General features: G+C 72.3%; 13 protein-coding genes and 1 pseudogene. 6 read left to right on the top strand and 8 right to left on the bottom strand.

Translation table 11 applies throughout. From position 1 onward, the window contains the following. The first annotated feature begins 2 nt into the window (after window positions 1-2). Together ispH and hpnH are read left to right on the top strand one after the other, a co-directional pair. Window positions 3-1,496 (top strand): 4-hydroxy-3-methylbut-2-enyl diphosphate reductase, encoded by a 1,494-nt coding sequence (ispH, locus tag C6361_RS04770; RefSeq protein ID WP_234359323.1) that lies wholly within the window; start codon window positions 3-5, stop codon window positions 1,494-1,496. 76 nt (window positions 1,497-1,572) lie between these two features. Beyond that, a complete protein-coding gene (gene hpnH / locus C6361_RS04765) occupies window positions 1,573-2,577 on the top strand; it encodes an adenosyl-hopene transferase HpnH (RefSeq protein WP_107263561.1) in 1,005 nt (334 codons plus the stop codon). A gap of 32 nt (window positions 2,578-2,609) precedes the next feature. On the opposite strand, the gene C6361_RS04760 is transcribed toward hpnH, so the two are convergent. From C6361_RS04760 to C6361_RS04750, 3 genes are all read right to left on the bottom strand, one after another. Then, window positions 2,610-3,371 carry an SDR family oxidoreductase gene (locus tag C6361_RS04760; protein WP_107255964.1) on the bottom strand — a complete coding sequence of 254 codons (762 nt, stop codon included), beginning with the start codon at window positions 3,369-3,371 and terminating at the stop codon, window positions 2,610-2,612. Between the two features lie 81 nt (window positions 3,372-3,452). Continuing rightward, on the bottom strand, window positions 3,453-4,310 hold the full coding sequence (locus tag C6361_RS04755) for a helix-turn-helix transcriptional regulator (protein WP_107263560.1): 858 nt from the start codon (window positions 4,308-4,310) through the stop codon (window positions 3,453-3,455). A 312-nt stretch (window positions 4,311-4,622) separates the two neighbouring features. Next, entirely contained in the window at window positions 4,623-4,862 is a 240-nt protein-coding gene (locus C6361_RS04750) for a DUF397 domain-containing protein (protein WP_107255963.1), read from the bottom strand. A gap of 473 nt (window positions 4,863-5,335) precedes the next feature. Between C6361_RS04750 and C6361_RS04745 the strand changes: the two are divergent. Together C6361_RS04745 and C6361_RS04740 are read left to right on the top strand one after the other, a co-directional pair. Beyond that, window positions 5,336-5,923 (top strand): annotated as a pseudogene (locus C6361_RS04745) (GGDEF domain-containing protein); the annotation flags it as partial. A 187-nt stretch (window positions 5,924-6,110) separates the two neighbouring features. Continuing rightward, a complete protein-coding gene (locus tag C6361_RS04740) occupies window positions 6,111-6,380 on the top strand; it encodes a hypothetical protein (RefSeq protein WP_107255961.1) in 270 nt (89 codons plus the stop codon). Between the two features lie 170 nt (window positions 6,381-6,550). Here the strand turns inward: C6361_RS04740 and C6361_RS04735 are convergent, their stop codons facing one another. From C6361_RS04735 to C6361_RS04720, 4 genes are all read right to left on the bottom strand, one after another. Continuing rightward, window positions 6,551-6,955: a hypothetical protein gene (locus C6361_RS04735; protein WP_107266885.1), complete on the bottom strand. Its 405-nt coding sequence runs from the start codon at window positions 6,953-6,955 to the stop codon at window positions 6,551-6,553. Window positions 6,956-7,019: 64 nt separating this feature from the next. Next, window positions 7,020-7,922 (bottom strand): carbohydrate ABC transporter permease, encoded by a 903-nt coding sequence (locus C6361_RS04730; protein WP_107266884.1) that lies wholly within the window; start codon window positions 7,920-7,922, stop codon window positions 7,020-7,022. After that, entirely contained in the window at window positions 7,919-8,896 is a 978-nt protein-coding gene (locus tag C6361_RS04725) for a carbohydrate ABC transporter permease (protein ID WP_107266883.1), read from the bottom strand. Before C6361_RS04725 ends, C6361_RS04730 begins: the two co-directional genes overlap by 4 nt. Before the next feature lie 40 nt (window positions 8,897-8,936). Beyond that, window positions 8,937-10,202: an ABC transporter substrate-binding protein gene (locus C6361_RS04720; RefSeq protein WP_107266882.1), complete on the bottom strand. Its 1,266-nt coding sequence runs from the start codon at window positions 10,200-10,202 to the stop codon at window positions 8,937-8,939. A 250-nt stretch (window positions 10,203-10,452) separates the two neighbouring features. Between C6361_RS04720 and C6361_RS04715 the strand changes: the two genes are divergently transcribed. Beyond that, window positions 10,453-11,448, top strand: coding sequence for a hypothetical protein (locus tag C6361_RS04715; RefSeq protein ID WP_107266881.1), 996 nt, complete (start codon window positions 10,453-10,455; stop codon window positions 11,446-11,448). Window positions 11,449-11,453: 5 nt separating this feature from the next. Further along, entirely contained in the window at window positions 11,454-13,034 is a 1,581-nt protein-coding gene (locus C6361_RS04710; protein ID WP_107266880.1) for an asparagine synthetase B, read from the top strand. Window positions 13,035-13,062: 28 nt separating this feature from the next. Here C6361_RS04710 and C6361_RS04705 read toward each other — a convergent pair whose 3' ends face one another. Further along, the gene (locus C6361_RS04705) at window positions 13,063-14,262 is read right to left on the bottom strand and encodes a PLP-dependent aminotransferase family protein (protein ID WP_107266879.1); all 1,200 of its coding nucleotides are present in this window, start codon (window positions 14,260-14,262) and stop codon (window positions 13,063-13,065) included. Between the last annotated feature and the right edge of the window lie 8 nt (window positions 14,263-14,270).

The following is a 14,270-nucleotide window of genomic DNA, read 5'->3' as shown; positions in this document are numbered from 1 at the left end:
GGGTGCTGTTCGCACCGATGCGGGCGGAGGCGATCGCGCTGCGGCGCGGCCTGCCGCCGGGCGCACCGCTGCGGCGTACCGGTCGGGGACCGGCCCGGGCGACGGTCGCCGCCGGCCGCAGCGACGCCGCCGCGCTGGCGGTGGCCGGCATCGCCGGTGGCCTGGTGCCGACGTTGCGCACCGGCGACGTGGTGGTGGCCACCGAGGTACGCCGGGCCGGCGTCGTCGGCGGTGCCCCGGTGCCCTGCCCGGCCGCCCCGATGATCGCGGCGGCGCTGCGCCGACGTGGCCTGACCGTCCACCTCGGACCGGTGGTGACCAGCCGGCGGATCGTCGACGGCGCGGACCGGACCCGGCTGGCCGCCACCGGCGCGATCGCGGTGGACACCGAGTCGGCGGCGCTGCTGGCCGGTGCCGCCGGCCGCCCGGTCGCCTGCGTACGGGTGGTCGCCGACGTGCCACCGCATCCGCTGTACCGGCCGGCGACGCTCGGCCGGGTGATCGCGGCGCTGCGGGTGCTGCCGCGGCTCGGCCCGGCCCTGTCGGAGTGGGCGGCGGCGACCACCGCCCGGCAGGTGGTACTGGCCGCCCCCCGGTCGTTCTGCGCCGGGGTGGAGCGGGCGATCAGCGTGGTGGAGCAGGCGCTGGACCGGCACGGCCCGCCGGTCTACGTCCGCAAGCAGATCGTGCACAACCTGCACGTCATCGCCGACCTGCAACGCCGGGGCGCGGTCTTCGTCGACGAGCTGACCGAGATCCCGGACGGCGCGACGACGGTCTTCTCCGCGCACGGGGTGGCGCCCGCGGTCCGGGCCGCCGCCGCCGACCGGGGACTGCCGGTGATCGACGCGACCTGTCCGCTGGTGACCAAGGTGCACAGCGAGGCCCGCCGGTTCGCCGGGCGGGGCAACACGGTGCTGCTGATCGGGCACGCCGGGCACGAGGAGACCGAGGGGACCCTCGGCGAGGTGCCCGGCCGGATCGCCCTGGTGGAGTCGGTCGGCGACGCGGAACGGATCGAGGTCGCCGACCCGGACCGGGTGTCGTACCTGGTGCAGACCACCCTGGCCGTGGACGAGGTGGCCGGGGTCCTCGACGTACTCCGGCGGCGGTTCCCCGCGCTGACCGGACCCTCCTCGGACGACATCTGCTACGCCACCACCAACCGGCAGGCGGCGTTGCGCGAGGTGGCCGCCGTCGCCGACGTGGTGCTGGTGCTCGGCTCGGCCAACTCTTCGAACTCCCGGCGCCTGGTCGAGGTGACCGAGCGCGGGGGCACCCCGGCGTACCTGGTCGACGACGTGGAGCAGGTCGACCTCCGCTGGCTCGCCGGGGCCCGGACGATCGGCGTGACCGCCGGTGCGTCGGCTCCGCCGTGGCTGGTCGACCAGACCGTGGCGGCGCTGGCCGGGCTCGGCGCCGACGCGGTACGGGAGCACAGCACCCGTACCGAGGATGTGCACTTCACCCTTCCCAAGGAGATCCGAACGCCATGACGGGGACCAGTTCGCGCAGCGTCGCGCGGGACAGCCGCGCGCCGATCGACCGGCCGACCGGAACGGGGTGCTGACGATGGGCATGCCACTGCGCCAGAGCCTGCGGGTCGGCCGCTATCTGATGGAGCAGAAGCTGCGTCGGAGGACGCACTTTCCGCTGCTCGTCGAGTTGGAGCCGCTCTTCGCCTGCAACCTGGCCTGCGCCGGCTGCGGCAAGATCCAGCACCCGGCGGACGTGCTGAAGCGCCGGATGCCGGTGGAGCAGGCGCTCGCCGCGATCGAGGAGTGCGGGGCGCCGATGGTCTCCATCGCCGGCGGCGAGCCGTTGATGCACCCGGAGATCGACCGGCTGGTGAACGAACTCGTCAAGCGCCGCAAGTACGTCTTCCTCTGCACCAACGCGGCGCTGCTGCGCAAGAAGCTGCACAAGTTCACCCCGTCCCGCTACTTCTCCTTCGCCGTGCACATCGACGGGCTGCGGGAGCGGCACGACGCCTCGGTCTGCAAGGAGGGCGTCTTCGACGAGGCGGTCGAGGCGGTGCGGGAGGCGAAGCGGCGCGGCTTCCGGGTCACCAGCAACACGACGTTCTTCTCGACCGACACCCCGCAGACGGTGATCGAGGTACTCGACTACCTCAACGACGACCTGGGCGTCGACCAGATGATGCTCTCCCCGGCGTACGCCTACGACAAGGCGCCGGACCAGGAGCACTTCCTCGGTGTCGCGGAGACCCGGGCGATGTTCAAGAAGGCGTTCGGCGAGGGGCGCCGGAAGAAGTGGCGGCTGAACCACTCGCCGCTCTTCCTGGACTTCCTGGAGGGCAAGGTCGACTTCTCCTGCACCGCCTGGGCCATCCCGTCGTACTCGCTCTTCGGCTGGCAGCGCCCCTGCTATCTGCTCGGCGACGGCTACGCGCAGACGTACCGGGAGCTGATCGAGACCACCGACTGGTCGGCGTACGGCCGGGGGCGGGACGCCCGCTGCGCCAACTGCATGGCGCACTGCGGGTACGAGCCGACGGCCGTGCTCGCCACGATGTCGTCGCTGCGCCAGTCGATCCGGGCGATCCGCGCCAACTGACCGGTGCAGGCTGGCCGCCCGGCGCGGGGCGGTCAGCCGAACCGGTCGGCGAGCCGGCGGTAGGTGGCCGGCAGGGTGGCCCGGACCGCGATCGGCAGCACCATCCAGCGTGGCAGGCAGACCTCGTGCCGGCCGGTGAGCATGCCGGTGAGCAGGGCGTCGGCGGCCCGTTCCGCCGGCACCGGCCGGGGGCGGCGGCGCGGGTACGGTCGGCCCCGGCGGGCGAAGAACGGGGTGTCCACCACGGCGGGGACGAGTTCGGTGACCACGATGCCCCGACCGGTCGTCTCCTTGCGCAGGCTGTCGGCGAAGACGCTCAGCCCGGCCTTTGTGCCGGCGTAGACCGCCTCCTCGCGTACGCCGAGCCGGCCGGCGATGGAGCCGACGAAGCCGAGCCGCCCGCTGCCCCGGTCGAGCATCCCGGGCAGCACCGCCCGGGCGAGCAGCATCGGGGCGGTCAGGTTCGCCGCCACCAGCGCCTGGATCTGGGCGTCGGTCATCCCGGTCAGCGGCCCGGCGAAGCCCTGCCCGGCGTTGTTGACCAGGATGTCGACCCGTCCGGCACAGTCGAGTACCCGTCCGGCGAGCGCCTTCGTCCGCTCCGGGTCGGTCAGGTCGCACGGGATCGCCGTACCCCCTGAGGCGGCGGCGACCGCCGCGAGCCGTTCCGGGTCGCGGCCGCTGAGGAAGACCCGCGCGCCGGCACCCGCCAGCCGCCGGGCGGCGGCGGCGCCGATTCCGGAGGAGGCGCCGGTGACCAGGGCGACGGCGCCAGCGAGGCGGCGGGAAGTCATATCGGTAGTGTGGCCCATCCGGCCCCGGTGGACCGGACGGAGCGCCGAACCGGGTCTGGCCGCGGGAGCGGCGACCGGGGCTCAGGACTCGAGGTCGGCCAGGGCCGCGCGGAGGAACGCCGGGGTCTCGGTCGGCGGGACGGCTTCGACGCAGAGCCGTTCCATCGCGGCGGCGTAGTAGTCCACGTCGTCGCGCTTGTCGAGGTAGAGCGCGCTGGTGAGCTGTTCCATGTAGACGACGTCCGGCAGCTCCTGGTCGGGGAAGCGGAGCAGGCTGAACGCGCCACCCGCCGCGGCGTGCCCGCCGGCCCGGAACGGGATCACCTGGACGGTCACGTTCGGCAGCTTGCCGACCTCGATCAGGTGCTCGAGCTGGCCGCGCATCACGCCGACCCCGCCGATCGGGCGGCGCAGCGCCGCCTCGTCCACCACGGCCCAGAGCTGCGGCGCGCCCGGTCGGGTCAGCACCTTCTGCCGGTCCATCCGAAGTTCGACCCGCCGTTCGATCTCGTCCGGCGGGGCACCGTCGTGGGCGAGCAGCACGACGGCCCGGGCGTAGTCCCGGGTCTGCAACAGCCCGGGAATGTACTGCACCTCGTAGGCCCGGATCAGCGCGGCGGCGGCTTCCAGGCCGAGGTAGGACTGGAACCAGTTGGGCAGCACGTCGCCGTACCGGTGCCACCAGCCGGGGTTGTTGGCCTGCCGGGCCAGGGCGAGCAGGGCGGAGCGTTCGCTCTCGTCGGTCACCTGGTAGAGGGTCAGCAGATCGGCGACGTCGCGTTCCTTGAATCCCACCCGGCCCAGCTCCATCCGGCTGATCTTGGACCCGGACGACCTGATCTCCCAGCCCGCGTCCTCGCGGCTGACGCCCCTGGCCTCCCGCAGCTTCCGCAACTGGCTGCCGAGCAGGATTCGCAGCACGGTGGGGCCGCCCGCCATCCCGGGGTCGGCGGCTCCACCCGCGAAGACCGGCCCACCATCGACGATCGGTCCACCGTCGGCGACCTCGCCGTCCGGGACCGAGTCATGGCCGGATGGAGCCATCGTCACGTGTCGCCTCCACACATGCTCGACGCAGCCCACCGAGGGCTGGGCCAAATCCGTCGGTAAGCATGCCATGGCTGGACGGTGAGGAGGGTAGACCCAACGCGCTAATTTTCTCGACCCTCGTACAGTCGGGGCTCGCGCCGAGCGTGTCGGGACGGTGGCGAACGGTGGTGTCGGCGTACCGGACGCCGTAGGTACGGTCGGCTAACCGATGAGGTTGTCGAAGTCCCCGTCGCGGGCGCCGAGGATGAAGGCGGTGATCTCGTCGATGGTGTAGATCAGCGCCGGGCCGTCGGGGTCCCGGGAGTTGCGGACGGCGATACCGGCGCCGCCGGGCAACTCGGCCATCTCGACGCAGTTTCCGCTGGGGTTGCTGCGGCGGCTCTTCTGCCAGGCGAGGGTGGGCAGCTGGCCGGTGGACATGCCGTTGTACGTCTGAATCATCGCCAGTCTTTCTGGGGGTTCCGGAGGGCTGGGGGCGGTGGGCGTCGCGTAGGCCCGACTGCGTACTGATTCCTCCCCGTGGACGCGTCCTCAGCCGTGACGGTGCGTGGAGCATCCGTCTGGTCATCTCTGCATGACCATCTGCACGTGCATTCGCTCTTGCGCCTGCACCTGACAGCGAGCATGATAGCGCGGTAAGGGTGTGTCCGTTTGTTCACTTTTCGTGATGGAGGCGGGGGGCCGTTGCCAGCGCAACCGAAGCGTCGGGGACCAGGCAAGATCGCCGACACGCGCGCCTGCCTGGGCAGATGGTCGCCAACGGATCGCAACGGCGCAGTTTCGGCCCGTGCTGGCGTACGCGAACTTGGATCACGGACAGTCACCAGTTACTCCCGGCAACCGGCCTTCGGACACGGTCCGGGTCCGGCCCACGACCGCGCCCCGCGCCGGGTCTCCTGAAGGGACACGACACCGTGGATCCCTTCACCCTCGCGGCCGGCGCCGCCGCGGTAGCGGGCCTCGGCGCGGCCTGGCGGATGCGCGGCCAGGTGCGGCTGGCCCAGGCGGAGGTGGTCCGGCTCCGCGAGGAGTTGCAGTCGGAACGGCACGCGGCCACCCACGACCCGCTGACCGGGCTGCTCAACCGGCGGGCCTTCTATCAGATCGGCGCCGCACTGGTCGCCGATCCCGGCCGGCCGCCGCTGGTCGCGGTGGTCCTGGACCTCGACGACTTCAAGCAAATCAACGACCGGTTCGGGCACGCCGCCGGGGACCAGGTGCTGGTCGCGGTCGCCTGGCGGTTCGCCGCGTACGCGGGCAACAACCTGGTGGCCCGGCTCGGCGGCGACGAGTTCGCCGGGCTGCTCGCCGGGACCCGTGCCGACGGCCGTTGGCTGCACCAGTCCGCGCGACGGCTCGCGGAACTGCTCTCCGCGCCGATCCAGGTGGCCGAGCGCGACCTGCGGGTCACCGCGTCGATCGGACTGGCCCCGGTGCACGGCTGCGCGCAGTTGGCCGAGGTGCTCGACCTCGCCGACGCCGCGATGTACCGGGTGAAGACCCGGCGGGCCCGGCTCGCCCCGGGCGATGTCGACGCGGCCGGTTGCGTCGGCCCGCTCGGGGGGTACGTGCAGAGCCAGGCGCAGCTCGCCCGGTCGAGCAGTACCGGCGAGACCACCGGCACGCCGGCCGTGCCCCGTGAACTGATCGAGACGACACCCGGTGCCGAGTCAGGAGGGCAGTGACAAGATGCCAGTACCCAACGTGGATCCGCACCGACGGAACCCGGCGGAGATCGACTCCACCGCCAGTTACCGGCCGACCGACCCGGTCTGGGTCTACCGGTCCGGCACCTGGCGGGCCGGAGTGGTCGAGGCGGCCTCGGCGCTGGCCGCGACGGTCACGTACCGGCCGAACAGTGCCCGGGGCACCGGGGTGGACACCCTCACCGCGCAGTACATGATCCGGCGGCAGGAGCCGGACCCGCTGCTCGACGGCGAACCCGCCGGCCGGCGCTAGGGATCCGGGCGGACCAGGGCCCGGTCAGCCGGGCCCACCGCCGTGCGGGCGGCGCGGTGCCGCCCGCCCCGGCGCGGATCGCGCCGGACGACAGCGGCCCACCCATCGACGATCCCACCGAACGCCCCCTCTCCGCCCGCGCCTGACGATCCGGCCCCGGCGGTACGAGTTCAGCGGCGGCGTCGGCCCGCGTAGGCGCCGAGCGCGGCGACCAGTCCGGTGCCGAGTGCCGAGCCGAGCGCCACGAGCACCGCACCGATCACCCAGAGCCCGTCGGCGTCCGGATCGGTCGCGGCGTCGACCGAGAACGCCACGGTGAGTACGGCCGGCACGACCACGCCGGCCAGCCAGGGCCGGCCCCGGCGCCCCGCCTCGAAGACCAGTACGGCGAGGACCACCCCGAGCCCGACCACCGGCCAGGCGGAGTACGGCCCGGTCTGCGTCCCAGTCACCGGATCCGTCTCCTTCTGCTGGTCCCAGCCGAGGAACGCCCAGTACGCCAGCGCGGTGAGGCCGGCGAGTCCGACGATCCAGAGCGGGGTGTGCCGGGCCTGGGCCGGCTGCCGTTCGGTCATCCCCCGACTCTCCACCATCGACCGGGCCCGGACCCGAGTACCCCTACTCAGCCGGTGCGGTCGGTCACCCCTTCAGCCCGGAGGTGGCGACGCCCTGCACCAGGAACCGCTGGAAGAAGAGGAAGAAGAGGATGACCGGCACCAGGGCCAGCATCGACATCGCCATCAGCGCCCCGTAGTCGGAGATGGTGGTCTGGTCGATGTAGAGCTGCAACGCCAGCGGCAGCGGGTACTTCTCCGGGGTGCTGAGATAGATCAGCGGGCCGAAGAAGTCGTTCCAGCTCCAGATGAAGGTGAAGATGGCCGTGGTGACCAGGGCGGGGCGGGACAGCGGCAGCACGATGTGCCAGAACGTGGCCCAGTGGCCGGCGCCGTCGATCCGGGCCGACTCGTCCAGCTCGGCGGGGATGGTCCGCATGAACTGCACCATCAGGAAGACGAAGAACGCCTCGCCGGCCAGGAACTTGCCGACCAGCAGCGGCAGGTAGGTGTCGACCAGGCCGAGCCGCTGGAAGACCGCGTACTGCGGGATGATCAGGACGTGGAACGGTAGCAGCAGCGTCGAGATCATCAGCGCGAACATCGTGGCCCGGCCCCGGAAGCGCAGCCGGGCGAAGGCGTAGCCGGCGAGCGCCGACGAGACGACCGTGCCGACCACCGAGAGCCCGGCCAGCAGGGCGGAGTTGCCGAAGAACCGCAGTACGCCGATCCCGGCGAGCCCGTCGGCGGCCCGCCGGTAGTTCGCCGCCGTCGGTTCGGTCGGCAGCAGTTCCAGGCTGCCGAGGATGGACTGGGACGGCTTGAACGAGGCGGCCACCAGCCAGCCGACCGGGTAGAGGAGCACGGCCAGGATCGCCAGCGCCCCGAGGTGCCAGGCCAGGCTGCCCCAGCGGCGGCGCGGTGCGGCGGGGCGTCCGGCCACCGTCGGGGGCGGCGTTCCGGTCCGGGGTACCTCGGTGGTGGTCATCGCTGGTCTCCGGCGTAGTGCACCCAGCCCCGGGCGGTCCGGAACAGGAACGCGGTCACCAGGCCCACGCCGAGCAGCAGCATCCAGGCCAGCGCCGAGGCGTAGCCCATCTGGAAGTCGGCGAAGCCGCGGTCGTAGAGGTAGACGGTGTAGAAGAGGGTCGAGCCGGCCGGGCTGCCGTTCCGGCCGCCGATGACGTACGCCGAGGTGAAGATCTGGAAGGAGTTGATGGTCTCCAGCAGCAGGTTGAAGAAGAGCACCGGCGAGATCATCGGCAGCGTCACCGACCGGAAGCGGCGCCAGCGGCCGGCCCCGTCGACCTGGGCGGCCTCGTAGAGTTCGGTCGGCACCTGCTTCAGCCCGGCCAGGAAGATCACCATCGGCGCGCCGAATTGCCAGACGGCGAGCAGCACCAGCATCAGCAGCGAGAGGTCGGGATTGCCGACCCAGCCGCCGATGTCGATGCCGACGGCGCGGAGCAGCCGGTCGACCACCGCGTCGTCGCTGAACAGTGCCCGCCAGACGATCGCCACGCTGACGCTGGCCCCGATCAGCGACGGCCCGTAGAACGCCGCCCGGTAGAAGCCCTCGCCCCGGCGGCGCTGGTGCAGCAGCAGCGCCACCGCGAGCGCGGCGGCCAGCTTGACGGGTACGGCGACCAGCACGTACGCGCCGGTGACCCGGACGGACTGGAGCCAGCGCGAGTCGTCGAACATCCGCCGGTAGTTCTCCAGTCCGACCCACTCCGGGGCGGTGAAGAGGTTGTAGTCGGTGAACGAGAGGTAGAGCGAGGCGGCCATCGGCCCGACGGTCAACAGCAGCATGCCGATGATCCACGGGGACAGGAACAGATAGCCGGCCGGTCCGTCACCCGGCCGTCGCCCCCGTCGTCCCGGTCCGGCGCCGGCCCGGCGGGGGCGCGGCGCCGGACCGGCCGGCTCGTCCCGGCGTACGGCTGTCTGGCTGGTCGTCATGCGCTGCTGGCGCTCCCTCCGGGCCGGCGCTGCCACCGCTTCAGGAACCGAGCTTCTGCTCCGCCTCGGTGAAGAACTCGTCCACTGCCCGGGGGACCGTGATCCGGCCGTAGTGGAGTTCCTCGCTGATCCGGATGAAGGCCGCCTCGACCCCGCCGGCACCCTTCGGCGGTGCCGGGGGAGCCTTGGACAACTGGTCGGCGATGCTCTTCTCGAAGGCGGCGACCTCGGCCAGTGGGCCTTGGAGCTGGGCGGCGGCGCGCTGGGCGTTGGTCGCCGGCAGGCCTCGGTTGCCGCCGAAGATCCGGCCGACCTCGGGGTCGTTGATCAGGAACGAGATCAGCTTGGCCGCCGCCTCCGGGTGTTTCGTCCGGCTGGAGGCGCTGAGCAGCATTGCCGGTTTCAGGTACTGGCCGAGCTGTCCCGGGTTGTCGGTCGGCACCGGGGCCAGCTTCAACGGGGTCTTGACCTCGGCCGCGTACCGGACGAGGAAGTTGTCCCAGCCGAGTTCGGAGGCGATCAGGTCGTCGACGAAGCCGGAGCGGGGCTTGATCTGCACCGCCTTGTCGACCGGCAGCACCACCTTGGCCCTGATCAGTTCCTGGCCCTCGGTCCAGAACGCGCTGAGCTGCTCCCTGGTGAAGCCGAGCTTGCCGTCCGGGGTGAAGAGCTGTCCGCCCTGCTGGCGCAGCCGCGCTTCGAGGTTGTAGATGATGCCGGTGTAGTTGCCGCCGCCGTAGCTGTCGGTCGCCTCGGTGATCTTCGCCATGCCGCTCCGGTAGTCCTGCCAGGTCCAGCCGGCGGCCGGTTCCGGTACGCCGGCCTTGGCGAAGATCGCCGGGTTGTAGTACAGGCTCCAGGTGTTTCCGCCCACCGGTACGCCGTACAGGGCGCCGTCGACCTCGCCCGCGCCCTGGAAGCCGGGGAGCAGGTCGGTCAGTACGAGGTTGTCGCCGGTCTGCTTCCCCAGGTCGTAGAGCACACCCCGGTCGGCGTACTCGCGCAGGTAGGAGAAGTCCATCTGGAGTACGTCCGGTGCGTTGCCGCCGGCCGTCTCGGTGGCCATCTTCTGCCAGTACGCCTCGTACTCCTGGAAGCTCGGTGTGACCTTGACGCCCGGGTTCTTCGACTCGAAGAGCGCGATCGCCTGCTTCATCAGCTCGGCGCGTTCGGCATTGCCCCACCAGGAGTACCGGAGGGTGGCCGAGCCGGACTCGGAGTCGCCGCCGCCACAGCCGGCGAGCAGTGCGCCGAGGCAGACGAGCGCGGCGCCAGTCGCCACCACGCTTCTGAAACGTTTCATCATGGGCGTGAAACCTCCCGGGACCAGCGCGCCGTAGACGGCATCGGACGGGGCGAGGGTGCGAGTACGAAAAGCTTGTGAGGAAGGGTAGGAGATTGATCTACGCCCGTCAATGCAGCGGTAAAACGTTCCAAGTATCGGAGCGCTGGCGTCGACCAGCCGGAGCAAGATGCATTTTTCCGGTTTAACGGGTGTTACGGTCAAAACCGGCAGTATTTTTCGGGGTCACGCCGAAACCTGGGAGAGGCCGGACATGCCCAGCCAAGAGGTCGCCGGGGAGATCGGATCACCGATCCGGCCCAGCGGGCAGCAGCAGTCGCGCGGGACCGCCGGCCGTACCCTGCGCCCGGCCAGCGGAGCGTCCCTCTCCGAACTGGTCGGCTACCGGGCGGCGGTCGCGGAGCTGCTCGCCGAGGTGGCCGGCCACACCGGCCGCGACGAACTGCCCAGACTGGAGCGGACCCTCACGGACCGGATCACCGGCCCCGACTTCGCCGCCGTACTCGGGACACTGCCCGGCGGCGCCGCCGACGCCGCGCACCGGCTCGTCCGGGAGATCCGGGACTACCGGCCGAACAACCGCAGCGCCGCCCGCGACCTCGCCGGGCTGATCCGGATCTACCTGCTCTCCCGGATCGACGCCATGTGGTGGGGACACCTGCCCGGCTTCTCGACCGACGCCGACCTGCACCGCTGCGCGGAACTGGTCGACCTCGACACGCTGCGCCGCACCGACCTGCTCCGGTTCCGCTACCGGCGACCGGCCGGGCACCTGCTCGGCCGGGCGGCCCGAGCGCTCCGGCGCCAGGTCCGGCCACCCGGGACACCGCCGGCCGGCCGCGCCGCCGTACCGGCGGCCGGCACCGGACCACGGACCACCCGAACCCGGCCCGAGGTGGTGGCCCTGCTCAACCAACTCGCCGTCGACCTCCGCCGGCGCCGTCCCGGCCCCACCCCGCCGCTCCGGGTGACCAGCCTCGCCCGCAGCCTGGAGCACCAACACCGGCTCCGGGCCCTCGGGTACGCGGCCATGCTGCCCAGCGGGCACTGCCTCGGGTACGCGATGGATCTTGAAATGTCCTGGCTGCGCCGCCTCGACGCGCCCGGGATGGTCGCCGCCCTGCTGCGCGAGCGGCAGGGCTGGGGTGACGTCAACGTGATCGACGAGGGTCAGACCTGGCACGTCTGTGTCAGCCCGCGCGCGGCCAACCGGCTGCGCCGGGACTTCCTGACCGCACTGGGAGGTTGAGCGGCATGTCCGGCATCGTCCTTCTGCTCGGTCCCGGCGCCGACCGCCGCACCTTCCACCGGATGATGGCCGAACTCACCCCACGCGGTGACCTGGCCGAGACCAGGCTCGGCCCCGACCTGCTGGCCGGCGTCCAGCGGCTGCGGATCGTCGACCGGGAGCGGGCGGTGCAACCCTGGAGTTCCGCCGACGGCCGGTGGCTGCTCTGCTACAACGGCGAGGTCTACAACCACCGGGAACTCGCCGCCGAACTGCGCCGGCTCGGCCGGGCGCCGCGCACCGAGAGCGACACCGAAGTCGTCCTGGAGGCGTTCCTGGCCTGGGGACCGGAGGCGGTCACCCGGCTGCGCGGCGAGTTCGCCCTCGCGCTCGCCGACACCGCCACCGGACGGCTCTACCTGGCCCGCGACCCGCTCGGGGTGCGACCGCTCTACTGGTCCCGGCACCTGCGCCGGTTGCACGTCGCCTCCGAGGTCAAGGCGCTGGTGCCGGTCGGCGCGCCGATCTCGGAGCTGCCACCCGGACACCACGGCTGGGCCGACGCCGGCAGCGGGCCCGAGCTGGTGCCCTACCTGGACCTGGCCCGGTCCGGCGCCGGGCAGCCACCGGTCCGGGACACCGGGGAGGCGGCGGCACTGCTCCGCGAGGCCGTCCGGGACAGCGTCCGGGTCCGGGTCGACACCGACCTCACCGTCGGAGTACTGCTCTCCGGTGGGCTGGCCAGCACCCTCACCCTGCTGCACGTCCGGGAGTTCCACCACGACTGCGTGGCGTTCACCGTCGGCATACCGGAGAGCCCGGACGTGCGGACCGCCCGCCGGCTCGCCGCCGACCTCGGCGTGCACCACGAGGTGATCGAGATACAGCCCCGGGACGTCCGGCTCGACGACATCCGGGCGGCCATCCGGATCTCCGAACTCACCGAGTACGCCGACCTGATCGACGCGGTCGTCTCGGTCCCGCTCTTCCGGCGGGTCCGGGACCTCGGCGTCCGGATGGTACTCACCGGAGACGGCGCCGACGACCTCTTCGGCGGGCATCCGGGCTCCGGCCGGGTCGGTCCGGAAGCGGCCGGCCGGCTCTTCCGACACCGGCTCCGCAACCTCTGCCGGACCGGGTTGCAGCGGGTGGACCGGACCAGCCTCGGACACGCGGTGGAGGCCCGGCTGCCCTTCCTCGACCTCTCCCTGGTCGAGTTGGCGATGCGGCTGCCGGCCGAGCTGAAACTGCGGGACGGCCGGCGACAGTGGCTGCTCCGGCACGCCTACGCCGACCTGTTGCCGCAGTACGTCCGGGACCGGCCGAGGGAGCCGATGGCGTACGGGTCGGGGCTGCACGAGGGGGTACGGCCCTACCGCGCGCTCTTCGCCCGCCAGTACCGGGCGTTCGGCTACGAACTGCTGGAACCGGTACGCCGGGACTTCGACACCGTACTGGTGCGCTGCGGCCACGACCTCGACCGCGCGGTCGAGCGGGGCGCCACCCGGCCGGACGTCTTCGAACACGCCCGCGACCTGGCCGGGATGGCGAGATGGAAGGTCGGCCCGGCGTGGCGCCGGCTCACCGGCTCCGGCCGGCAGAACTGAACCGCCCCGGGAAGGTGCCGCCCCCGGTTCAGCCCGGCAGCGGGGTGGGCCGGGTCGACAGTCCGGCCTCCCGGTAGGCCACGGCGAGCCGGCGTACCCCCTCGGCCAACGTCTCCGGATCACACATCGAATACGACAGCCGCAGGTGGCGGTGCCCGGTGTCGGTCACGAAGAACTGCCGGCCGGGCAGGTACGAGACCCCGGCAGCCTCCGCGTACGGCAGCAGTTCGGTACCGCCGCGCGGGTGCGGCAGCCGCAGCCAGAGGAACCAGCCACCCCCGGGTACGGTGAACTCGGCCTGCGGCAGCTCGGCGCGTACGGCCGCCACCAGCACGTCGCGGTGCCGGCGGTACCGGATCCGGATCGCCGCCACGTGCCGCCGGTACGCGCCGGACGCCGCGAACTCGGCCAGGGCCAGCGCGCTGGCGTGGTTGACCCCGCCGCCACTGTCCACGTAGCCCCGTGCGGTCACCGCCGCGACCAGGGATGCGGCCCCGGTGAGCCAGCCGAGCCGCAGTCCGGGCGCGACGCTCTTGGCGAACGACCCGATCCGGACCACCGTCCCCGGTTCGGCACCGCTGAACAGCGAGGCCGGTGCCGGCGGCGGATAGGCGAGTTCCCGATAGGTGTCGTCCTCCACCACCGGTACGCCGGTGCGGGCGGCCACCGCCACCAGGGCGGTACGGCGCTCCGCCGGCAGGCACCGACCGGTCGGGTTGTTGAACGTCGGTACCAGGTAGATCATCGCCACCCGCCGGCCCTGTCGGGTGAGCGCCCGGATCAGGTCGGCGGTGGCGGCGGGATCGATCCCCTCCTCGTCGGCGGGGGCGGGCACGATGTCGACCCGGTGGTCGGCGACGACCCGCAGCGCCAGGTGGTAGGTGGGGGAGTCGACCAGTACGACGTCGCCGGGCCGACAGAGCACCGAGGCGACCAGGTCGAGCGCGTGGGACGCGCCAGCGGTGACGAAGACCTGCTCGGGTTCCGGTGCCACCGAGTCCACCTCGGCCAGCCGTTCGCAGAGCCACTCGATCAGCGGCCCAGGGCCGGCCGAGTGGCCGTAGGTGAGCGCGGCCGCGCCGTGGCGGCGCAGCGCCGAACGGGTCGCCTCGGCCCAGGCGTCCACCGGCAGCGCCGCCGGGTGCGGATGTCCCCAACCGAGGTCGACGCTCCCGGCCCGGCTCCGGAACTGCACGATGGGCAGTGCGGGCGGGCGCGGTGCCGTCATCCACTCAC

It is taken from the genome of Plantactinospora sp. BC1 (genome assembly GCF_003030345.1).
Lineage (GTDB): Bacteria > Actinomycetota > Actinomycetes > Mycobacteriales > Micromonosporaceae > Plantactinospora.
The sequence above is the reverse complement of the archived record's forward strand: the minus strand, read 5'-3'. Positions and strand labels throughout refer to the sequence as shown.